Annotated in this window: 16 protein-coding genes; 7 read left to right on the forward strand and 9 right to left on the reverse strand. The window is 56.5% G+C overall.

The genetic code is table 11. From position 1 onward, the window contains the following. Positions 1-144 precede the first annotated feature (144 nt). Positions 145-1,683: an aldehyde dehydrogenase AldB gene (gene aldB, locus ACRDD5_RS09765; RefSeq protein WP_271282939.1), complete on the forward strand. Its 1,539-nt coding sequence runs from the start codon at positions 145-147 to the stop codon at positions 1,681-1,683. Here aldB and ACRDD5_RS09770 read toward each other — a convergent pair. Next, the gene (locus ACRDD5_RS09770) at positions 1,680-2,642 is read right to left on the reverse strand and encodes a LysR family transcriptional regulator (protein WP_438676639.1); all 963 of its coding nucleotides are present in this window, start codon (positions 2,640-2,642) and stop codon (positions 1,680-1,682) included. The two genes, aldB and ACRDD5_RS09770, sit on opposite strands and share 4 nt — an antisense overlap. A 120-nt stretch (positions 2,643-2,762) precedes the next feature. Between ACRDD5_RS09770 and ACRDD5_RS09775 the strand changes: the two genes are divergently transcribed. Beyond that, the gene (locus ACRDD5_RS09775) at positions 2,763-3,503 is read left to right on the forward strand and encodes a MipA/OmpV family protein (protein WP_438676640.1); all 741 of its coding nucleotides are present in this window, start codon (positions 2,763-2,765) and stop codon (positions 3,501-3,503) included. Between the two features lie 112 nt (positions 3,504-3,615). On the opposite strand, the gene ACRDD5_RS09780 is transcribed toward ACRDD5_RS09775, so the two are convergent. Together ACRDD5_RS09780 and ACRDD5_RS09785 are read right to left on the reverse strand one after the other, a co-directional pair. Beyond that, entirely contained in the window at positions 3,616-5,577 is a 1,962-nt protein-coding gene (locus ACRDD5_RS09780; protein ID WP_438676641.1) for a glycoside hydrolase family 127 protein, read from the reverse strand. A gap of 10 nt (positions 5,578-5,587) precedes the next feature. Continuing rightward, complete coding sequence (locus ACRDD5_RS09785) at positions 5,588-6,988, reverse strand: MFS transporter (RefSeq protein ID WP_271282935.1); 1,401 nt, start codon at positions 6,986-6,988, stop codon at positions 5,588-5,590. 220 nt (positions 6,989-7,208) lie between these two features. On the opposite strand from ACRDD5_RS09785, the gene ACRDD5_RS09790 reads away from it, so the two are divergent. Both ACRDD5_RS09790 and ACRDD5_RS09795 read left to right on the forward strand, forming a co-directional pair. Next, positions 7,209-8,033: a helix-turn-helix domain-containing protein gene (locus ACRDD5_RS09790; RefSeq protein WP_438676642.1), complete on the forward strand. Its 825-nt coding sequence runs from the start codon at positions 7,209-7,211 to the stop codon at positions 8,031-8,033. Positions 8,034-8,157: 124 nt separating this feature from the next. Beyond that, positions 8,158-8,628 (forward strand): 4Fe-4S dicluster domain-containing protein, encoded by a 471-nt coding sequence (locus ACRDD5_RS09795; protein ID WP_438676643.1) that lies wholly within the window; start codon positions 8,158-8,160, stop codon positions 8,626-8,628. Between the two features lie 4 nt (positions 8,629-8,632). Here ACRDD5_RS09795 and avtA read toward each other — a convergent pair whose 3' ends face one another. Both avtA and ACRDD5_RS09805 read right to left on the reverse strand, forming a co-directional pair. Then, a complete protein-coding gene (gene avtA / locus ACRDD5_RS09800; protein ID WP_271282932.1) occupies positions 8,633-9,889 on the reverse strand; it encodes a valine--pyruvate transaminase in 1,257 nt (418 codons plus the stop codon). 186 nt (positions 9,890-10,075) lie between these two features. Then, complete coding sequence (locus tag ACRDD5_RS09805) at positions 10,076-12,106, reverse strand: alpha-amylase (RefSeq protein ID WP_438676644.1); 2,031 nt, start codon at positions 12,104-12,106, stop codon at positions 10,076-10,078. Between the two features lie 313 nt (positions 12,107-12,419). On the opposite strand from ACRDD5_RS09805, the gene ACRDD5_RS09810 reads away from it, so the two are divergent. Next, positions 12,420-13,247 carry a protein bax gene (locus tag ACRDD5_RS09810; protein ID WP_271282930.1) on the forward strand — a complete coding sequence of 276 codons (828 nt, stop codon included), beginning with the start codon at positions 12,420-12,422 and terminating at the stop codon, positions 13,245-13,247. Positions 13,248-13,302: 55 nt separating this feature from the next. Here the strand turns inward: ACRDD5_RS09810 and xylR are convergent, their stop codons facing one another. From xylR to xylF, 4 genes are all read right to left on the reverse strand, one after another. After that, on the reverse strand, positions 13,303-14,481 hold the full coding sequence (gene xylR / locus ACRDD5_RS09815; RefSeq protein WP_271282929.1) for a D-xylose utilization transcriptional activator XylR: 1,179 nt from the start codon (positions 14,479-14,481) through the stop codon (positions 13,303-13,305). 43 nt (positions 14,482-14,524) lie between these two features. Beyond that, positions 14,525-15,706: a xylose ABC transporter permease XylH gene (gene xylH / locus ACRDD5_RS09820; protein ID WP_271282928.1), complete on the reverse strand. Its 1,182-nt coding sequence runs from the start codon at positions 15,704-15,706 to the stop codon at positions 14,525-14,527. After that, positions 15,684-17,225: a xylose ABC transporter ATP-binding protein gene (locus tag ACRDD5_RS09825; protein ID WP_438676645.1), complete on the reverse strand. Its 1,542-nt coding sequence runs from the start codon at positions 17,223-17,225 to the stop codon at positions 15,684-15,686. Before ACRDD5_RS09825 ends, xylH begins: the two co-directional genes overlap by 23 nt. Before the next feature lie 71 nt (positions 17,226-17,296). Beyond that, positions 17,297-18,289, reverse strand: coding sequence for a D-xylose ABC transporter substrate-binding protein (gene xylF, locus ACRDD5_RS09830; RefSeq protein ID WP_438676646.1), 993 nt, complete (start codon positions 18,287-18,289; stop codon positions 17,297-17,299). Between the two features lie 370 nt (positions 18,290-18,659). On the opposite strand from xylF, the gene xylA reads away from it, so the two are divergent. Both xylA and xylB read left to right on the forward strand, forming a co-directional pair. Further along, entirely contained in the window at positions 18,660-19,982 is a 1,323-nt protein-coding gene (gene xylA / locus ACRDD5_RS09835) for a xylose isomerase (RefSeq protein WP_271282925.1), read from the forward strand. Between the two features lie 72 nt (positions 19,983-20,054). After that, positions 20,055-21,509: a xylulokinase gene (xylB, locus tag ACRDD5_RS09840; RefSeq protein WP_438676647.1), complete on the forward strand. Its 1,455-nt coding sequence runs from the start codon at positions 20,055-20,057 to the stop codon at positions 21,507-21,509. Positions 21,510-21,519: the final 10 nt, after the last annotated feature.

Below are 21,519 nucleotides of genomic sequence, written 5' to 3' on the forward strand. Positions count from 1 at the left end.
TTGTGCGCTTTAAGTATGGCTCAGGGCGGAAAACGAAACGTAAAGTAAGGTAATGCGTGAAGAGGCTCGCAAAGCCGGTGACAACTGGCTGAATTTTCACCGCCCCGGTCTACCCTTGTAGGACACACACGCAAGGAGACAGTCATGACGAATAACCCTCCATCAGCACGTATCCTGCCCGGCGAATATGGTTTTCCCCTCAAGCTAAAAGCCCGTTATGACAACTTTATCGGCGGCGACTGGGTAGCCCCCGTCGACGGCGACTATTACCAGAATTTAACCCCGGTGACCGGCCTGCCGCTGTGCGAGATTGCCAGCTCCGGGACCCGCGATATTGACCTGGCGCTGGATGCCGCCCACAAGATCAAAGAGAAATGGGCGCACACCTCGGTGCAGGATCGCGCGGCAATCCTGTTTAAAATCGCCGATCGGATGGAGCAGAACCTGGAGCTGCTGGCGACGGCAGAGACCTGGGACAACGGGAAGCCGATCCGCGAGACGATGGCGGCGGACGTGCCGCTGGCAATTGACCATTTCCGCTATTTCGCCTCGTGCATTCGTGCCCAGGAAGGCGGCATCAGTGAAGTGGATAACGACACCGTGGCGTATCACTTCCAGGAGCCGCTGGGCGTGGTCGGGCAGATTATTCCATGGAACTTCCCGCTGCTGATGGCCGCCTGGAAAATGGCCCCCGCGCTGGCCGCCGGTAACTGTGTGGTGCTCAAACCGGCGCGCTTAACCCCACTGTCGGTGCTGCTGCTGATGGAAGTGGTGGGCGATCTGCTCCCGCCGGGAGTGGTGAATGTGGTGAACGGTGCCGGGGGTGAAATCGGCGAATATCTGGCGACCTCAAAACGGATCGCCAAAGTGGCGTTTACCGGCTCCACCGAAGTGGGCCAGCAGATCATGCAGTACGCCACCCAGAACATCATTCCGGTAACGCTGGAGCTGGGCGGCAAATCGCCGAACATCTTCTTTGCCGATGTGATGGATGAAGAGGACGCTTTCTTCGATAAAGCGCTGGAAGGGTTTGCCCTCTTTGCCTTTAACCAGGGCGAAGTCTGTACCTGTCCAAGCCGCGCGCTGGTGCAGGAGTCCATCTATGAACGCTTTATGGAGCGCGCAATCCGCCGCGTGGAGTCCATTCGCAGCGGCAATCCGCTGGACAGCGTCACCCAGATGGGCGCCCAGGTATCGCACGGCCAGCTGGAGACCATCCTCAACTATATCGATATCGGTAAGAAAGAGGGGGCAGAAATCTTAACCGGCGGGCGGCGTAAGCGGCTGGACGGGGAGCTAAAAGAGGGGTACTACCTCGAGCCGACTATCCTGTCGGGTAAAAACAACATGCGCGTCTTCCAGGAGGAGATTTTCGGCCCGGTGCTGGCGGTGACCACCTTCAAAACCATGGAAGAGGCGCTGGAGTTGGCGAACGACACGCAGTATGGGCTGGGGGCGGGCGTCTGGAGCCGCAACGGCAATCTGGCGTACAAGATGGGACGCGGGATCCAGGCGGGGCGCGTGTGGACCAACTGCTATCATGCCTATCCAGCGCATGCCGCGTTTGGCGGCTACAAGCAGTCGGGCATCGGGCGTGAAACCCACAAGATGATGCTCAACCACTATCAGCAGACCAAATGCCTGCTGGTGAGCTACTCCGACAAACCGCTCGGCCTGTTCTAATCGCACGGAGCAGGTCGCCCGCGGGTGGCCTGCTCAATTTGACTGCGCAGATGATTCAGCACCCCATCAAGGACAAACTGTACGCGCCACGGCTGATACTCCCGTTTACGGAAAATCGCCACCAGATCCAGCCACCACTCTTCCTGATGGGAAAAACAGGGGACCAGCGCACCCTGGTTAATCTCTTTTTGCAGGCTCTCTTTCGGGGCAAAGACGATCCCCAGATGATTACGGGCCAACTCCAGCGCCGTCTGGGTGTTGTCGCAGATATAATTTCCTGAGACTTTATAATCCAGAATCTGCTCCCCGTTGTGTGAACGAAAACGCCAGATATTGGCATCGTCGATGATCATCGAGTCGATAAGAATACAGGAGTGATTTATTAAATCATCCGGGTGACTAATCGGGTGCTTATTAATATATTCCGGCGAGGCAAACGCCGTAACAGAATATTTTGTTAAGGTGCTGGCGACCAGACTTTCATCTTTTGGCTGCGCATAAGTAATCAAAATATCGCAATCGTCGGGGAATGCGACCCCTTCGAAAAATTCATTGGCAGTCAGATTATAGGTTTTCAAACTAATACTGATCTCGCCGATGTCGTCTATTTTATGCACCACCTGGCGGGCCAGATAGGTGATGATCCCCGTTGGGCCATAAATCGTGACTTTTCCGCGCTTTTCATGCTTGTAATCGCCAATGAAATTAATCAGTTGGCTATTTTTCTCCAGCGAGGCGTTGATATAAGGTAGCAACGCTTCGCCAAACTGCGTCAACGCCAGATGGCGGGTGGTACGCTCAAAGACCTTCAGGCCAACGCGCGTTTCAAAATCAGACAGATATTTGCTTACATTCGCCTGCGCCATCCCCAGCAGGGCGGCGGCATCACCAATGCTGTGCGTGGCGGCAATGACGGAAACAATTTTTAATTCACGCGGTTTAATTTGCAGCTTGTTCATTGCGCACGCTCATCTATATGATTTTATATATAATATTATACAAATAACCGCGTTGCATTGCGAATTTTGTAACCATTATTATGCGCCGGGTCGTATGACATTTAATGGATTGCAAAAATAATGACGTTTAAAAAGAATGTACTCATCGCCGCCGCGTTATTTACGGCGACTTCCGCAATGGCCGGGGACTTTTCAGTTGGCGCGGGTGCCGTGTTTAATGAATCACCGTACAAAGGTTATAACGAGAATGTTTCTGCTGTTCCGTTAATTAGCTACGAAGGTGAGCATTTCTATGTGCGTCAGACCACCGCCGGGTGGGTGGTGTGGAAAGATGCAAAAAACGAATTTAGCCTGACGGCCTCCTGGATGCCGCTGCATTTTGACCCGGAAGACAATGACGACGCGGCCATGAGCCAGCTGGACGAGCGTAAATCGTCAGCCATGCTCGGGGGCGCATACTACCGCCACGAAAGCTGGGGTAGCCTGAAATTTGCCGTTGCCGCTGATGCAATGGATGAGAGCGGTGGCGTGGCGGGTGAGCTGTCTTACTTCCGTCCCATCCGTATGGAACGCCTGACCCTGACCCCGTCGGTGGGCGTGCTCTTCTACGATGCAAGCTTCAACGATTATTACTATGGCGTGTCGGCTCAGGAGTCCCGCCGCAGCGGCCTGCAGCAGTACAGCGCAGACGAAAGCGTCACCCCTTACGTGGGCGTGGCGGCAAAGTATCAGCTGACACAGAACCTGTACCTCAACGCCAGCGCGGTCTATACCGTGCTGCCTGACGAAGTGAAGAACAGCCCGATGATCGACCGTGACGACAGCTTCGCGCTGATGACCGGTCTCTCCTGGACATTCTGAGCCACTAAAAAAGCGGTCCTCAGGGACGAGGGCCGCCTCTGTTAACCCGGGCGGCGCTGCCCATACCTGGCCTGAATGGCGGGGGTATGTCCAGCGTCGCCCGGTATCCTTTTTAGGCTTTCGCCTCATCGATCCAGATCCGCATCTCCCCTTCACCGCGGTTTGCCCAGCTAAACCACGGGATAAAGGTCAGGGTCTGCGACTGCTGCAGAGTTGGGGCGCGATCGTACTGCCACAGCGGCTGATGCCCGGTCTCGGCCGCCTGTCGGCGGTTACCCTCGGCCTGAATCAGCATCTTGTGGGCAAAAATGCCTTTGCCTTCAAAGACCTTAAAGTCGCTGTCAGCGGGCAGGGTCAGGTTATGCAACCCGGTGCCGTTATCGGCTTCCTCCAGACAATAGACCAGCGGCCCGCGCTGAATCGCGACTTTTCCCGCCTGCTGGCGCACCAGCGGATTACCGTACACCCGACGCACTGGCATCGGCAGGGTGAGTGCCAGGGTATCGCCCTCCTGCCAGCGGCGAGTCAGGTACAGATAGCCCTGACGCACGTCGCCGCTCACCGTTTCGCCATTTAGCGTCAGGTGCGGTGTGTCGCACCAGTCCGGCAGACGCAGGGCCAGGGTATGATCGATGGCGACCGGCGACGTGATGTCAATTTTCACCTGCTCCTGCCACGGGTAATTTCCGCTGATCCGCAGCTGCAGCTCCTGTTCGCCAACCGGGAAGGCCATGCTATTGCCGATATAGAGGTTGATAAACAGCGCGTCCTCGCGGGCGGTATAGATGTAGTGGCCTATCGAGGTTAGCACCCGGGCGATATTCGGCGGACAGCAGGCGCAGCCGAACCAGCGCTGGCGCACCGGCTTAACGTGATCGTAGATATGGTTAAATTTCAGGGTCTTCGGGTGCACTTCCAGCGGATTAACGTAGAAGAAATGCTTCCCGTCCAGCGCCATCCCGCCGAGCACGGTGTTGAACAGCGCGCGCTCCATCACGTCGGCGTACTGGCTGTTGGCTTCCATCTCCAGCATGCGGCGGGCAAACATCATCAGGCCGATGGAGGCGCAGCTTTCGGCATACACGGTATCGTTCGGCAGATCGTAATCGCTGCTGAAGGCTTCGCCGCTGCTCTGGGAGCCGATCCCGCCGGTGATATACAGCTGGCGCTGGGCCATGTTATCCCACAGGCGCAGGCAGTCCTGGCGTTTGCCTTCATCCTGGCTCAGGCGGGCGAGGTGCGCGACGCCGGTCATCAGGTAGACGAAGCGCACCGCGTGGCCGATTGCCGTTGGCTGTTCCGCCAGCGGCTGATGCGCCTGGCTGTAGGCTTTATCCTGCACCATCCACGCCGGGCCGTAGGTGTTCCAGTGGGAGGTCTTGCCGCGTTTTTCATATTCGATATCGTAGAAGTGCGGCTGCGTTCCGCGTTCCTCGACGAAGTATTTCACCAGTGCCAGATAGCGGGGCTCCTGCGTGACATCAAACAGGCGCATCAGCGCCAGCTCGATTTCCGGGTGGCCGGGATAGCCATGCAGCTGCTGCTCACCCGGCCCAAAAACGCTGTCGATATGGTCGGCCAGCGTGCAGACCACCTCCAGCAGACGCCGTTTGCCGGTGCCCTGGAAGTACGCCACGCCCGCTTCAATCATGTGCCCGGCGCAGTAGAGCTCATGGCATTCCGCCAGGTTCGTCCAGCGCTCGCCAGGGGCTTTGACCGTGAAGTAAGTATTCAGATAACCATCGTCGCACTGGGCGGCGGCCACCAGCTCAATCACCTCGTCGGCGGTTTTTTCCAGTTCGGCATCGGGTTTTTGGCACAGGGACCAGGCCACCGCCTCCAGCCATTTTGCTACGTCGCTATCCTGAAAGACCATCCCGTAGAATTCGCCGCTCTCCAGTCCCGCTGCAATGCGGAAGTTGGTGATGGCGTGGCTCGGCTCGGCCTCGGCGATGCGGTCGTTCAGGGCATCCCACTGATAGGGGATCACTACATCGCGCACCAGCTGTTGATAGTGGCCCAAAAACGGGTCGCTGATTTTCAGTTTATGCAGGTCGGGTTCCATTATGAACATCGTATTCTCCTCAGGACTGAGCGTGACGCTGGCGCAGGTCGGTGGCAATGCGCGCCATCATCGGGTTATTGAGTCTGCATTTGCGAATGGCAATCGCCAGCAGCAGATGGAAAAGGGCAGGAAGCAGGGTTTCCATGGTGGTGATGCCCTGCAGCGAGGCGGCCGTCTGGTTGCCTGCGCCCGGCTGGTAGGCGACAAAAATGAACACCACGCTGATGATCCCGGCGCTGGAGGCCCACGCCAGCTTGATGAAAAACAGGTTAAAGGCGAAGTTCATTCCCGAGGAGCGCACGCCGGTTTTCCACTCGCCGTAGTCATCGGCAAAGGCCATCAACGAGAAGTGCAGCGGCAGGGTAAAGCCGAGGATCACCCCGTTGGCCAGAATTACCACCAGCCACAGCGTTTGATTCGCCGGGCCGCTCGGCAGGAACCACATGCCCGCTGCCAGCACCGCCAGCACCAGGTTGGTGTAGTAGTAGAGTTTGACGGCATCGTGACGGCGCGACAGCAGGTTAACCACCACCGCGCCAAGAATGGAGGCAAAGGTCACCATAGTGAAAAACAGCGAGGTGTAAGCGGTACTGCCTTCCAGCACGTAAGTGATGAAATACATATAGCCGCCGCCGCGAATGTTAAAGACGTTGATCAGCAGGAACGACATCACCAGCATCAGCAGCAGCTGGTCGTTGTTGCGCAGCCCGCCCAGGTGTTCTTTGAGGGTGAATTTACCCATCAGCGCCAGCGGCACGCGCTCGCGGACCCAGAAGAAGCAGCACAGGAACATCACCACCGCAATGGCGCAGAGCACCCCGACCCCCAGCTGATAGCCCTGCGCCACGTCGCCCTGCCCGAGCGCCGACACCAGCCACGGCAAGCCGACGGAGACCAGGAACCCGGCCACGCCGCACAGTACAAAACGCCAGGACTGACAGGAGAGCACTTCGCTGTGGCGGGTGGTCATGGTGTTGATCAGCGCGCAGTACGGCACGTTGATGGCGGTATAGCCTACCGAGAGCAGCAGATAGGTGCCGAAGGCCCAGGCGATTTTTACCCCCATTCCGGCGTCCGGTACGGTGAAGGTCAGCACGCCAATAATGCCAATTGGCACGGCGACCCACAGCTGCCACGGACGAAAGCGTCCCCAGCGGCTTTGGGTGCGGTCGGCAATGATCCCCATCACCGGGTCGGAGATGGCATCGAACACGCGCAGGGCGATAAACAGCGTGCCGACCAGCGCCGGGGTTAAACCAAAGATATCGGTATAGAAAAAGGTCAGGAAGTTCATGATCAGACAGGTAATCACCGTCCCGCCAGCATCACCCAGGCCGTAGCCTATTTTTTCTCTCACCGTCAGGCGGTCGTCGACGGCCTGCTGAGCAATGTCTGTCTGCGTAATCGGAGTGGAAGTCATGAGGTAACTCCTCGGTTATTGAATTTTTTTATGTTGTTTTGTCGGGTACCTGATTCATTCTGCACCGATTTCCGGCCGCAACAAGGGAAGGGAAAAGTATAAAAAGGTGAGGATTCCGACCTGGTGCGCAAAATGTGATTTCGATCGGGACGAATGCCAATTACCTGTTAATAATCAGTAATAAGGCGAATTTAATGCGGCATAAATAGCGAGAAAATGAATGACCACGCTCGAATTATCCATAACGCTTCCGATTAAGGTCCAGAATGGCGGCTATTTTATCTCCCGGGGCGTGGGACGGCATCCGGCGCGCAAGCTGGACTCCTGGGAAGTGATCCTGGTCGAAAAGGGGACATTAACGATTCAGGAGGATGGGACGGTTTTCGAGGTGCATCCCGGTGAGAGTTTGCTGCTGTGGCCCGATCGTCGGCACCGGGGGATTGAGGATTTCCCGGCCGATCTACGCTTTTACTGGCTGCACTTCGAGATGCAGGAGCAGGCGATGACGCCGCCCTTCAGTACGCTGCTGGCCGTGCCACAGCACGGAAAAAGCCAGGATCCGCAGGCGATGATTACACTGTTTCGCCAGTTTCTGACTGAACAGGAAAAGCTGCAGCGCAGCCCGGCGCTGGAATTAATCCTGCTGCTGATCCTGCAGCAAATCACCCTCACGGCCGGACAGGCGCTGCCGCCGGATGAAGCGGGGGTGAGCCTCGCCTGGAAGGCGCGGCAGCGCATCAGCACCCACTTTCACCTGCCGCTCTCGACCTCGCAGCTGGCAAAAGAGCTGCACTGCAATGCGGATTATCTCGGACGCGTGTTTCGTCGGGTGTTTAATTTAACCCTGACCGAGGCCATCCACCGCCAGCGAGTCAGAGCCGCTGAAAAACTGTTGCTCACCGATGCCGCCTCGCTGAAAGAGGTGGCCATCCGCTGCGGCTTTAGCGATGCGGGCTATTTTCGCCAGATCTTCCGCAAGCATACGGGATTAACGCCCGGGGTGTGGAAACGCCGCTACTGCAAGGAGCACATTAACTCCGCCTGAGGCCTGGGCAGATGGCCAGTTTTCCCGGCAGGCAGTACAAATCTGGCTTTTTCCCATGTCGGATCAAAGCGCGTTACCTGGACACTCTGGCAACCTGACTTTTTCAGCAAGGAGGGAGCAGGCGATGAACCCGTTTATTGTGGCAGACCCGGCAAAATGTATTGGCTGTCGCACCTGTGAAGTGGCCTGCGTGGTATCGCATCAGGACGATCAGGATTGTTCGGCCGTGACGGCCAGAAATTTTACTTCCCGCATTCGGGTGATGAAAGGCGGGACCTTTACCACAGCGGTCACCTGCCATCAGTGTGAAGATGCCCCGTGCGCCAACGTCTGCCCAACTCAGGCGATTCAGCGTCAGGCGGGGGTCTGGCTGGTGGATCAGTCGCGCTGTATCGGCTGTAAAAGCTGCATGATCGCCTGTCCGTTCGGCGCAATGCAGGTGACAGGCGAGGGGGAGGAGGTGCAGGCGCTGAAATGCAACCGCTGTTGGCACCGCGAAGGCGGGCCTGCCTGTGTGGCGGCGTGCCCAACCTACGCGCTCACCTGCGTTGATCCCGCCCGAATTCGCGCAGACCGGCTGCGCTTTCGGGCATAACAGGTTACTGACCGTTCTCCTGCCAGGCGCGTTCCACCTCTTCGGCAAGGATCTTCACACCGGCTTCGATTTTGTCCGGGTCCGGAACGTAGTTCATGCGCATGCACTGATGAGTGTGCGGCCACGGCTTATCCAGCCCCGGGAAGAAGTAATCCCCCGGCACCATCAGCACGCCGCGCTTTTTCAGACGCTGGTACAGCAGCTCGGTGGTGATTGGCAGATCTTTAAACCACAGCCAGAGGAAAATTGCCCCTTCAGGTTTGTGGATTAAGCAGCGATTTTCCGGTAAATAGCGGCGAATCGTTGCAATCGTCTCCTGAACACGCTGGAAATAGAACGGTTTAATCACCTCATTCGACAGGCGCAGCAGATCGTTGCGCTTAATCATCTCGCACATCATGGCCGGGCCAATGCCGCCAGGCGACAGGCTGATAATGCCGTTCATGTTGGTGATGGCGGTGATGATTTTTTCATTGGCAATGATGATCCCGCAGCGGCTACCCGGCAGTCCAAGCTTGGACAGGCTCATGCACAGCACGATGTTCGGGTTCCACAGCGGTCGCGCTTCGCTAAAGATGATGCCCGGGAACGGCACGCCGTAGGCGTTATCAATGACCAGCGGAATGCCGTGCTGATTTGCCAGCGCATCCAGCTTCATCAGCTCTTCGTCGGTGATGACGTTGCCGGTGGGGTTTGTCGGTCGCGAGACGCAAATCATGCCGGTCTCTTCGCCAATATGCAGATGTTCAAAATCGACGTGATATTTGAACTGCCCCTCGGGCAATAGCTCGATGTTCGGGCGCGCCGAGACGAATAGATCCTCCTCGAGGCCGGAGTCGGCATAGCCGATGTACTCGGGCGTGAGCGGGAACAGCACCTTTTTGCTGGTACCGTCGGCGCATCGCCCGGCGAAGAGGTTAAATAAGTAGAAAAACGCGCTCTGGCTGCCGTTAGTCAGTGCAATATTCTGTGGCTCAATCTCCCAGCCCAGGTTGTCGCGCAACATGCCTGCCAGGGCAGTGAGGAGCTCGGTTTTACCCTGGGGGCCGTCGTAATTGCACAGCGCATCCGCGGCTTTGCCGTTTTCCAGCATGTCCGCGAGGAGCGCCTGGAAATAATCGTTCATCTCAGGAATTTGTGCCGGGTTACCGCCACCGAGCATAATTGCACCCGGTGTGCGCAGCCCGTCGTTGAGATCCTCCATCAGGCGGGTAATGCCTGAATGGCGGGTGAATTTGTCGCCGAAAAGTGAAAAGGTCATAGCAGGTGATCTATAGGGCTTGTTCTAAGTGTGGCTCACCTTAACGCTACAACTGCGCAGGTGCAAATCGGAGCGGAAGCAGGAAATTGTTGTTTTCTGTTGTGGAATGTCAAATGGCTAGAGGATTATGCTGTTTTTGCTGGCCCTCATCCCGATGAGAGAGGGCCGCTGTGTGTCAGGCAGACGCTACGGATTCCCCGCCCAGACCACCATCACCTTATCGCCCTTGTGCTCACGGACAAAACCGTAGCCCTGAGCCATCGTCAGCGTAGTCTGCTTCCCTTCACCTACCGCCGGATGGCGGGCGCGGAACTGCCCGAGCCGCTGCCAGTGGGCGACGGTCTGCGCCTGGGCCCCGCTCACCTCCTGCCAGTTCATCTCTGAGCGTGTTCCCTGCAGCGGATCTGACCCGGTCGGACCAAACGGCCGCGCCGATTCATCGCCATAGAAAATCTGTACTGAACCCGGTGCCAGCAGAAGCAGCTCTGCCGCCCGCTGGTCGCCTTCGCGGAACAGACGTGTATCGTGAGAGGAGAGGTAGCTCAGAACGTTAAAGTCCTGCAGCTTTTCCGCCATCTGCTGCCAGGTCAGATCGATGTTCGCCAGGCAATCCACCGCTTTGGCCGCCTGCTCCTGATAGTCAAAGTTGATCATCGCATCGAAGCCGTGGCGGTAGTAGTCGCTCTGCATCACGCCGTGGCCCCAGGCCTCACCGGTCATCCAGAACGGGGCATCATCCAGCTTTTTATCCGGGTTCGCCTGTTTCCACGCCTTGAGCGCCTCACTGGCCTGCGCTTTCAACTGCTGCCAGCCCGCCATTTCGACATGTTTGGCGGTATCGACGCGAAAACCGTCGATTCCATACTCCCGTACCCACTGACTCAGCCAGTGGGTGAGATAGTCCCGCGGGGTGTCACCGTCGATCGCCTGCGCGCGGGTGTCCGGTTTATGGCGATAGAAGTTCGGCAGGCCGGACGGGGTGGTGGATTCGGTTTTCAGATCCGGCAGGAACGCCAGCGACATGGTCAGGTCGTCAAAGCCGGGATTGTCGTAATCACCAATATCGGTGCGGATCCACTGCTTGCCCCACCATTTTTCCCAGGCGGCTTTATCGCTGAAGTTAATGTAGTCGTTGAAGCTGTGCCAGCTTTGCCCGGCGGCGGGCTTCCAGTCGGTCCAGCGGTCGCCCAGCGTCTTCTTCAGTTCATCCCCTTTAAGGTAGAGCGCACCAAACTGATACGTCTGCATATCCGCCAGCGTGGCGTAGCCGGTGTGGTTCATCACCACGTCAAACAGGATGCGGATGCCCCGGCGATGGGCTTCGTCCACCAGCTGGCGCAAATCGTCTTCGGTGCCCATGTTGGCATCGAGTCGGGTCCAGTCCTGAGTGTAATAGCCGTGATAGGCGTAATGCGGGAAGTCACCCTTCGTACCGCCGCCGACCCAGCCGTGGATCTGTTCCAGCGGGGAGCTGATCCACAGGGCGTTAACGCCAAGCTGCTGCAGGTAATCCAGCTTGCCGGTGAGCCCTTTCAGGTCGCCGCCGTGGAAGGTGCCAATCTCCTGCATCCCGTCTTTATGCCGCCCGTAGCTGTTGTCATTGGCCGGATCGCCATTCACGTAGCGGTCGGTCAGCACAAAATAGACGGTGGCGTTTTGCCAGCTGAAGGGGGCGGCTTTATCGGTTTCTGCCCGCTCCAGTAACAGCAGGCCATTGCTGCCCTCGGCAGGCTGCAGGGTGATTTTGCCCTGCTGCACGGTGGCGGTCTGTTGGCTGTAAAAATCACGGACTACGCTCCCTTCCGGGAAGGTGCTGGCGACCTCAATGGTGAGCGGTTTACCGTCCCATTTCGGGCACTGGCGAACCACGTTGCTCACCGCCTGCTCGGCTGCGGATTTAAGGGTCAGCATCAGGGTCGGCGTGCCGGAACGGGTATCGATCCGGGCCTGGTAATCCCCGTCGCGGAAGACGCGCCAGGACGCCGGATCGCCTTCACACGGCTTGAGTGACAGCATCTCATTGAGTTTTATGGCATCTAAGGGCTGCCAGCACGTCTTGTCAAGATTCAGGGTGAGCGGGTGAGTACCCTTCGTGAGCTTTGCCTGCGCCGTAAACACCCCGGAACCTTCGGCAGTAAAAGATGGAAAACCCGGGGCTGACCAGTCGGCGCTGGCTATGGCGGGTAAGAGGAGAAGAGCGAGAGCAGAGCGTTTCATTCCATTTTCCTGTCACGGCGTTTTGTTCAGTTTGCCATCACCTTTACGCTGCTGACTCCTCCCCAGGCGATAACGCGCAGGGATGAGCCCAGAGGGTGAGTGATCGCGCGCTAAGTATGCTATTTAACTGCGATATTGCGCACATTTCAGTGAAAATGACGCGTAAGTGAACAAAGACCAGGTGACAGGCTTTCGGATTTGGACTATTTCTTTGAGTGCTCTTCTCGACTATTTTTGCTAGGATCTGAGATTCACTTCTCATTTTGCGAATAAAATAAGGTGTTGGAATGCTTCAATCCGACCAGGAGATCTAATGATATCGAATCCCATACGACGATATGGGGCTGCGATACTCATGTTACTCACCATGGCTATTTCTGGTGAGGTGCTTGCAAAGACGCACGAAAAAACAGCGAGTTCAAAAGTCCCAGTAGTAAAGACGATTGTTACAACCAAGGTAAGCAGTAAACAAGAGTATTCTCGCAATAGTGTAAAGAGTAGTCCACTTCCTGATTTGCGAAAATACCCTTCCGGAACACCGCGAAAAAAAGCGTTTCTTCGGACGGTAATGCCTTATATCAACAGTCAAAATGCTGCGATTACCGCGGATCGTAACTGGCTTATCTCTAAGCAGTACGACAGCCGCTGGTCGCCTTCCGAGCGTACGCGCCTGAAAGCGATCGCCAAAAGCTATAAAGTGAGCTGGTCTGGCAACACGCGTCGTGTTCCGTGGAACACCCTGCTTGAGCGTGTGGATATCATCCCAGGCAGTATGGTTGCGACCATGGCCGCCGCCGAGAGCGGTTGGGGTACCTCTAAGCTGGCCCGTAACAACAACAACCTGTTCGGCATGAAATGCGTGAAAGGGCGTTGTAATAACGAACCCGGCAAGGTGAAAGGCTATTCCAACTTTGAATCGGTCAAAGATTCAGTGAATGCCTACGCGGTGAATCTGAACACTCACCCGGCGTATAAGTCATTCCGTAAGTCCCGTGCGCAGCTGCGTAAAGCGGACCAGGAAGTGACGGCGAGCACCATGATCCACAAGCTGAAAGGTTACTCAACCCAGGGTCAGAGCTATAACAATTATCTGTTTGCGATGTATCAGGATAACCAGCGCTTGATCGCCTCGCATATGTAATGGCTAAAAAAATGCCTTCCATCCGGAAGGCATTTTTGTTTGTGAAACCGATTTTTTAAATCAACACTTCACTGTAGCGGTCGCGATACTCTTTCGGCGTATTGTCATACTCTTTTTTGAACACCGAATAGAAATACTGCAGCGACGGATAGCCGCACATCTGCGAAATTTCATTGATGGAAAGCGACGTGGAGATCAGCAGGCTGCGGGCTTTTTCCAGCTTCTCCGCGTGAATCATCGCGTGAATCGTCTCTCCCACCTCTTCTTTAAAGCGCTTCTCCAGATTTGAACGCGAGATCCCGACCGCATCCAGCACCTGATCCACTTTGATGCCTTTGCAGGCGTGGTTACGGATGTAGTGCATCGCCTGAATCACCGCCGGATCGTTCAACGAGCGGTAGTCCGTTGAGCGCCGCTCCACGACGCGCACCGGCGGCACCAGCAAGCGCTGCAGAGGCAGGTTTTCATTATCCAGCAGACGATGCAGCAGCTTGGCGGCCTGATAGCCCATCTGACGCGTGCCCTGCGCCACGGACGACAGCGCCACCCGCGACAGGTAGCGCGTGAGCTCTTCGTTATCGATCCCAATCACGCACAGCTTTTCAGGCACCGGGATGTGCAGATGTTCGCATACCTGCAACACATGGCGGGCCCGGGCGTCGGTCACGGCGATAATCCCGGTTTGCGGCGGCAGGGTTTGCAGCCAGTCGGCGAGACGGTTCTGGGCGTGCTGCCAGTTCTCCGGTGCCGTTTCCAGACCCTGATACACCACGCCGCGATATTTCTCCCTGGCCACCAGCTGGCAAAACGCATACTCACGTTCCGCCGCCCAGCATTTGCCGCTGGAGGAAGGCAGGCCATAAAAGGCGAAGCGGTGAACCCCTTTTTCCTTCAGATGCAGGAACGCGCTTTCGACCAGCGCGTGGTTGTCGGTGGCGATATAGTGGACGGCAGGGTAATTTTCCGGCTTATGGTAAGAGCCGCCGACGCCGACGATGGGCACGCCGACATCGACCAGCAATTGTTGGATCACGGCGTCGTCAAAATCGGCAATGACGCCGTCGCCCAGCCAGTCTTTGATGTTTTCGAGACGCGTGCGGAAATCTTCTTCAATGAAGATGTCCCACTCCGATTGCGACGCCTGTAAATATTCGCCAACGCCTTCCACCACCTGGCGGTCGTACGCTTTATTGGCATTAAATAACAACGTAATGCGGTGACGCTTCTCAAACATGACGCTCTTTTCCCAAAGTCAGTGATCGGCGATAGCAATGTCCTTATGCCCGCCGTTTGGTTGCGGAGTCCATCCAGACCGCCAGCAACAGAATGGCACCCTTAACGATATACTGCCAGAACGTCGGGACGTCCATCATACTCATTCCGTTATCCAGCGAGGCCATGATAAATGCGCCCATCACTGCCCCTGCGACGCTCCCGATCCCCCCGGCGAGGCTGGTGCCGCCAATGACGCAGGCCGCGATGGCGTCGAGCTCCGCAATGTTCCCGGCAGACGGCGAGCCCGCCCCCAGGCGTGAGCTTAAGATAAGCCCGGCGACGGCGACCATCAGGCCATTAATGGCAAACACGGCGAGCTTGGTGCGTTCAACGTTGATGCCTGACAAACGGGCCGCTTCGAGGTTACCGCCAATTGCATAGATGCGGCGACCAAAGGCGGTACGGGTAGCCATAAACATTCCGCCCAGCATCAGCAACACCAGCAGCAGCACCGGCGTCGGTACGCCGCGATAGTCGTTCAGCAGCCAGATTGCGCCGAGCACAATCACCGCCGTCAGCGCCTGACGTCCGACGGCAGACGTGGAAGGGGCGTTGGCTAAACCTAACGACTGACGGCGCATTCTGCCGCGCCACTGCCAGGCAACAAAGGCCATCAGGCCGATGGCGCCCAGGCTAAACCCGATCCCGTCAGAGAGATAGCTTTGGCCAATCTGCGACATAGAGGCGCTGGTAGGCGACACGGTGGTGCCGTTAGTGATGCCAATCAGAATGCCGCGGAAGGCCAGCATTCCCGCCAGCGTGACGATAAACGACGGTACCTTGCGATAGGCGACCCACCAGCCGTTCCAGGTGCCGAGCAGTAAACCCAGCAGCAAGGTGACGACCACGGTGAGCGGCAGCGGCCAGCCCAGCCAGACGTCGAAAATGGCCGCCACGCCGCCCAGCAGCCCCATCATCGAGCCCACGGAGAGATCGATTTCTGCCGAGATGATCACGAATACCATCCCGACGGCCAGAATACCGGTGATGGCGGTCTGACGCAGCAGGTTAGAGATGTTACGCGCGCTGAGATAGGAGCCGTCGGTCATCCAGGTGAAAAACAGCATAATCACCACAATCGCGGCAATCATCACAAATACCTGCAGATTCAGGGCTTTTAGCCCCGAAAATATGCCCGGTGTAGGCACCGCGACTTTGACTTCAGATGGATTGCTCTTCGACATGGCGTTCGCTCCTTAATGCGGCTTCCATCACCTGTTCCTGCGTCAGGTTCTGGTTGTTCAGATTGGCTTTCAGTTTCCCTTCATGCATCACCAGCACGCGGTCGCTCAGACCCAGCACCTCAGGCAGTTCCGACGAAATCACGATGACGGCAATACCCTGCTGCACCAGCTGGTTGATAAGCTTATAGATTTCGTACTTCGCGCCGATATCGATCCCCCGGGTGGGTTCGTCGAGGATTAAAATGCGCGGATTGAGCAGCAGGCAACGGGCAAGGATCGCCTTCTGCTGATTGCCCCCGCTCAGACGACCAATTGCCAGCTCGGGGGAAGACGTTTTGACCTTCAGGCGCTGTATGGACTGAAGAATGCAGTGCTGTTCGGCGGCGTCATCCATGCTGCTGAGCTTGCCGGTGAATTGATCCAGTGCGGCAAGGGTGATGTTTTTACCCACCGCCATCACCGGCACGATGCCGTCTTTTTTCCTGTCTTCCGGCACCATCGCAATGCCGTGAGCAATCGCCTGCTGGCAGTTTTTAATGTCGACCTGCTGCCCGTCAATATAGACGCTGCCTTCCCAGCGCCCGGGCCACACGCCGAACAGACACTGGACGGCCTCGGTGCGTCCGGCCCCTACCAGCCCCGCGACGCCGAGAATTTCTCCCCGATGCAGGGAGAAGGAGATGTCATTCACCCGCTTGATGTGGCGATTTACCGGGTGCCATGCGGTCAGGTGTTCAACGCGCAGGATCTCTTCGCCCAGGGTATGCGGCTCATTGGGATATAGCGCGGTCAGCTCGCGACCGACCATCATGGTGATGATGTCGTCTTCGCTCATCCCCTGCGCCTCACGGGTGCCGATATGCTGCCCGTCGCGAATAACGCAGACCGTGTCTGAAATCGCCTTCACTTCGTTAAGCTTGTGGGAGATATAAATGCAGGCAATCCCGTGGTTTTGCAGGTCACGAATGATGTCCAGCAATACCGCGGTTTCCTGTTCAGTCAGCGAGGCGGTGGGTTCATCGAGGATCAGCAGCCGCACCTGCTTGTTAAGCGCTTTCGCAATTTCGACCAGCTGCTGCTGACCCAGACCGAGGTCACCCACCCGGGTGTCGGGGGAGATCGCCAGGCTCACCTGCGCCAGCAGCTTTTCACAGCGCAACGTCATGGTGTCGTAATCCAGGATGCCGTGACGGGTTATCTCGGCACCGAGGAAAATATTCTCCAGCACGGTCAGGTGCTTCACCAGCGCCAGCTCCTGGTGAATGATGGCGATGCCTTTGCGCTCGGTATCGCGGATATGGGTGGCCTGCAGGATTTCGCCGGAAAAGATAATGTCGCCGTCATAGCTGCCGTGGGGATAAATGCCGCACAGCACCTTCATTAAAGTGGATTTACCCGAGCCATTTTCGCCACACAGCGACACGATCTCACCGGGATTGACGCGCAGGCTGACGTTATCGACAGCCTTCACCGCACCGAACGCTTTGGTGATACTTTTCATTTCAAGTAAATAAGACATAACTGCTCCACATGACCCGAAGGAGAACAAAACAAGTCGATGCGCCCCCGCCAGGCAGGGGCGATGCGGAATTACAGTTCGCTCTTTTTATGGAAACCGTCTTTCACCACGGTGGAGTCAATATTCTCTTTATTGACTTCGATAGGAGTCAGCAGGCGGGAAGGGACATCTTTCAGGCCATTATTTAAACTGGCATCCGCTTTGGGTTGCTGGCCATTTCCCAGCTCAACGGCAATTTCAGCAGCAGTGGTGGCAAGTTCGGTGATGGGCTTATATACCGTCATGGTTTGCGTGCCCGCAACAATACGTTTCACCCCAGCGAGATCCGCATCCTGCCCGGAAATAGCCACTTTTCCTGCCAGACCCTGGGCGCTCAGCGCCTGGATTGCGCCACCGGCGGTTGCGTCGTTAGAGGCGACCACGGCATCGATTTTATTGTTGTTGGCTGTTAACGCGTTCTCCATGATTTTCAGCGCATTTTCCGGTAACCAGCCGTCAGCCCACTGGTCGCCAACGACCTTAATTTTGCCCTCATCAATGTAAGGTTTGAGCACCTTCATCTGCCCTGCGCGGAATAATTTGGCGTTGTTGTCCACCGGCGAGCCGCCCATCAGGAAATAATTCCCTTCCGGCACTTTCGCCACCAGGCTTTGCGCCTGTAATTCACCGACTTTTTCATTGTCGAAAGAAATATAATAATCGATGTCGGCGTTATTTATCATGCGATCATAGGCCAGCACTTTAATACCTTCGCGCTTGGCTTCTTTTACCACATTACTTAATACCTGGCCGTTGTAAGGAATAATGACCAGTACATCGACGCCGCGGTTAATCATATTTTCTATTTGCGACATCTGCGTTTCTTCGTTGCCATTGGCCGACTGGACAAACACTTTTGCCCCTAATGCTTCGGCTTTATTAACAAAAATATCGCGATCTTTTTGCCAGCGTTCCAGACGGAGATCGTCAATCGCCATCCCGATTTTGACTTCTTTCGCATAACCCGCGGTACTTGCCAGCAGCAGCGAAGCACAGAGAGTAAGGCACAGGTTCTTTATCTTCATAATTGTTTTACCTTTTGTAGGGTTAGGTTGCTGAGATAAAAGAAACAAATGGTGCAAGAGACGTAGCAAATTCTTAACGGGGAACGGCAGGCTGGCAATTACAGATTTTTATCTTCTCGTTATGATATTTGGTTTATTTTCGAATTTATGACCGCGATCAGATTTTAAATTACATAAGTTATTAATTACACGTGATTCTGGAATTTACAGCGATGAATTAGTTTGCTTGCATATTAATTTTGCGAGCCAGAGCACATTTGTGCATTCTCTCAATAGCAGAGTGAAATAACGTAATTGAGCAACCGGCAATCGCTATTCAGTATTAATGCAGAAACTACTTTTCGCCGCACCCCTGATTATGGAGCTCAATATGCAAGCTTATTTTGATCAACTCGATCGCGTTCGTTACGAAGGTCCGAAATCTGCCAATCCTTTAGCGTTCCGTCATTACAACCCGGACGAGCTGGTGCTGGGTAAGCGCATGGAAGACCATCTGCGCTTTGCCGCCTGCTACTGGCACACCTTCTGCTGGAACGGGGCCGATATGTTTGGCGTGGGTTCATTCGATCGCCCCTGGCAACAGCCGGGCGACGCGCTGGCGCTGGCAAAACGCAAAGCGGACGTTGCATTTGAGTTCTTCCACAAGCTGAACGTACCGTATTACTGCTTCCATGACGTGGACGTCTCGCCGGAAGGTGCCTCGCTGAAAGAATATTTGAATAACTTTGCCCAGATGGTCGATGTGCTGGCTGAAAAACAACAGCAGAGTGGCGTGAAGCTGCTGTGGGGAACGGCAAACTGCTTTACCAATCCACGCTACGGGGCTGGCGCGGCCACTAACCCGGATCCTGAAGTGTTCAGCTGGGCAGCGACGCAGGTGGTGACGGCCATGAACGCCACCCATCAGTTGGGCGGCGAAAACTATGTGCTGTGGGGCGGACGCGAAGGCTACGAAACGCTGCTCAACACCGATTTACGCCAGGAACGCGAGCAGATTGGCCGTTTCATGCAGATGGTGGTGGAGCATAAGCACAAAATCGGTTTCCGCGGCACGCTGCTGATTGAGCCAAAACCGCAGGAGCCCACCAAGCATCAGTACGATTACGACGTGGCGACCGTATATGGCTTCCTGAAACAGTTCGGGCTGGAAAAAGAGATTAAAGTGAATATCGAGGCCAACCACGCGACGCTGGCTGGGCACTCGTTCCATCACGAGATCGCTTCCGCTATCGCGCTGGGTATCTTTGGTTCCGTCGATGCCAACCGTGGCGATCCGCAGCTCGGCTGGGATACCGATCAGTTCCCGGTCAGCGTGGAGGAGAATGCGCTGGTGATGTACGAAATCATCAAAGCAGGCGGGTTTACCACCGGCGGCCTGAACTTTGATGCCAAAGTGCGTCGCCAGAGCACCGATAAATACGATCTCTTCTATGGTCATATTGGGGCGATGGACACCATGGCGCTGTCGCTAAAAGTCGCAGCCCGGATGATCGAAGACGGCGAGCTGGATAAGCGGGTGGCAAAACGCTATGGCGGCTGGAACAGTGAGCTGGGTCAGCAAATTTTGAAAGGCCAGTTATCCCTGACTGACATCGCGAAGTACGCTGAACAGCATAACCTTGCGCCGCAGCACCAGAGTGGACATCAGGAGCTGCTGGAAAATCTGGTGAATCATTATCTGTTCGATAAGTAACAGGTAGCTGAGGACAATGTAAGCCCGGTAAGCACAGCGCCACCGGGCATTTTCAGTTAAGGAACCCACTATATGTATATCGGGATCGATCTTGGCACATCGGGTGTGAAAGCCATTCTGTTGAATGAACAGGGCGACGTGCTGGCAACGCACACAGAAAAACTGCACGTTTCGCGGCCGCACCCGCTCTGGTCAGAGCAAGACCCCGAACAGTGGTGGCTGGCAACGGATCGCGCGCTGAGAGCGCTCGGCGAACAGCATTCTCTGCGTGAAGTGAAAGCGCTGGGGATTGCCGGGCAGATGCACGGCGCCACGCTGTTGGACAAAGATAACCGCGTGTTACGTCCGGCCATTCTATGGAACGATGGCCGCTGTGCACAGGAGTGTGCGCTGCTCGAAGCGCGTGTACCGACGTCGCGTGAGATCACCGGTAACCTGATGATGCCCGGCTTTACCGCACCGAAATTATTGTGGGTGCAGCGCCACGAGCCGGAGATTTTTAGCCAGGTGGCGAAGGTGCTGTTGCCAAAAGATTACCTGCGTCTGCGCATGACCGGCGAGTACGCCAGCGACATGTCAGATGCGGCAGGCACTATGTGGCTCGACGTGGCAAAACGTGACTGGAGCGAGCCGATGCTCGACGCCTGTCATCTCACCCGGGATCATATGCCTGCGCTGTTCGAAGGCTGCGAGCAAACCGGCACCCTGACGGCGTCGGTGGCAGCGCGTTGGAATATGCCCGCCGTGCCGGTGGTGGCGGGAGGCGGGGATAACGCCGCGGGCGCCGTTGGCGTGGGGATGGCCGATGCCGGGCAGGCGATGCTGTCGCTCGGCACCTCCGGGGTCTACTTTGCTGTGAGCGACGGCTATCGCAGCAACCCTGAGAGCGCGGTACACAGCTTCTGTCATGCGCTACCGGGCAAATGGCATCTGATGTCGGTGATGCTCAGTGCTGCATCCTGTCTGGACTGGGCGGCGAAGCTGACCGGGCTGAACAGCGTTCCGGCGCTGATTGATGCTGCCCAGCAGGCGGATGAAAACGCAGGCGCGGTCTGGTTCCTGCCGTATCTCTCTGGCGAACGAACCCCGCATAACAATCCGCAGGCGAAGGGGGTGTTCTTTGGCTTAACCCATCAGCACGGCCCTGCTGAACTGGAACGCGCGGTACTGGAAGGGGTGGGTTATGCACTGGCCGACGGGATGGATGTGGTGCATGACTGCGGGTTAAAACCGACCAGCATTACCCTGATTGGCGGCGGAGCGCGAAGCAGCTACTGGCGACAGATGCTGGCAGACATTAGCGGCCAGCGGCTGGATTACCGCACCGGCGGGGATGTGGGGCCCGCGCTGGGCGCCGCCCGGCTGGCGCAAATAGCCATGAACCCCGGTAAGCCGCTGTCGACGCTGCTGCCGCAGCTGGCGTTGGAGCAACAGCACACACCGGATGCTGCCCGTCACGCGCGCTACGCCGAGCGACGCGAAGTGTTCCGTAAAATTTATCAGCAGCTATTGCCGCTGATGTCCTGAAAAATGCCCG

Source organism: Silvania sp. (assembly GCF_051656365.1).
GTDB classification, from domain to species: Bacteria; Pseudomonadota; Gammaproteobacteria; order Enterobacterales; family Enterobacteriaceae; genus Enterobacter; species Enterobacter hatchlandensis.

Excerpts from the sequence above, each read along its gene's own strand:
- xylF (WP_438676646.1), bottom strand. The coding sequence starts at position 18,289 with ATGAAGATAAAGAACCTGTGCCTTACTCTCTGTGCTTCGCTGCTGCTG.
- xylH (WP_271282928.1), bottom strand. The coding sequence starts at position 15,706 with ATGTCGAAGAGCAATCCATCTGAAGTCAAAGTCGCGGTGCCTACACCG.
- ACRDD5_RS09805 (WP_438676644.1), bottom strand. The coding sequence starts at position 12,106 with ATGAAACGCTCTGCTCTCGCTCTTCTCCTCTTACCCGCCATAGCCAGC.
- ACRDD5_RS09780 (WP_438676641.1), bottom strand. The coding sequence starts at position 5,577 with ATGTTCATAATGGAACCCGACCTGCATAAACTGAAAATCAGCGACCCG.
- ACRDD5_RS09790 (WP_438676642.1), top strand. The coding sequence starts at position 7,209 with ATGACCACGCTCGAATTATCCATAACGCTTCCGATTAAGGTCCAGAAT.
- xylB (WP_438676647.1), top strand. The coding sequence starts at position 20,055 with ATGTATATCGGGATCGATCTTGGCACATCGGGTGTGAAAGCCATTCTG.
- ACRDD5_RS09825 (WP_438676645.1), bottom strand. The coding sequence starts at position 17,225 with ATGTCTTATTTACTTGAAATGAAAAGTATCACCAAAGCGTTCGGTGCG.
- avtA (WP_271282932.1), bottom strand. The coding sequence starts at position 9,889 with ATGACCTTTTCACTTTTCGGCGACAAATTCACCCGCCATTCAGGCATT.
- ACRDD5_RS09810 (WP_271282930.1), top strand. The coding sequence starts at position 12,420 with ATGATATCGAATCCCATACGACGATATGGGGCTGCGATACTCATGTTA.
- aldB (WP_271282939.1), top strand. The coding sequence starts at position 145 with ATGACGAATAACCCTCCATCAGCACGTATCCTGCCCGGCGAATATGGT.
- xylA (WP_271282925.1), top strand. The coding sequence starts at position 18,660 with ATGCAAGCTTATTTTGATCAACTCGATCGCGTTCGTTACGAAGGTCCG.
- ACRDD5_RS09785 (WP_271282935.1), bottom strand. The coding sequence starts at position 6,988 with ATGACTTCCACTCCGATTACGCAGACAGACATTGCTCAGCAGGCCGTC.
- ACRDD5_RS09770 (WP_438676639.1), bottom strand. The coding sequence starts at position 2,642 with ATGAACAAGCTGCAAATTAAACCGCGTGAATTAAAAATTGTTTCCGTC.
- ACRDD5_RS09795 (WP_438676643.1), top strand. The coding sequence starts at position 8,158 with ATGAACCCGTTTATTGTGGCAGACCCGGCAAAATGTATTGGCTGTCGC.
- xylR (WP_271282929.1), bottom strand. The coding sequence starts at position 14,481 with ATGTTTGAGAAGCGTCACCGCATTACGTTGTTATTTAATGCCAATAAA.
- ACRDD5_RS09775 (WP_438676640.1), top strand. The coding sequence starts at position 2,763 with ATGACGTTTAAAAAGAATGTACTCATCGCCGCCGCGTTATTTACGGCG.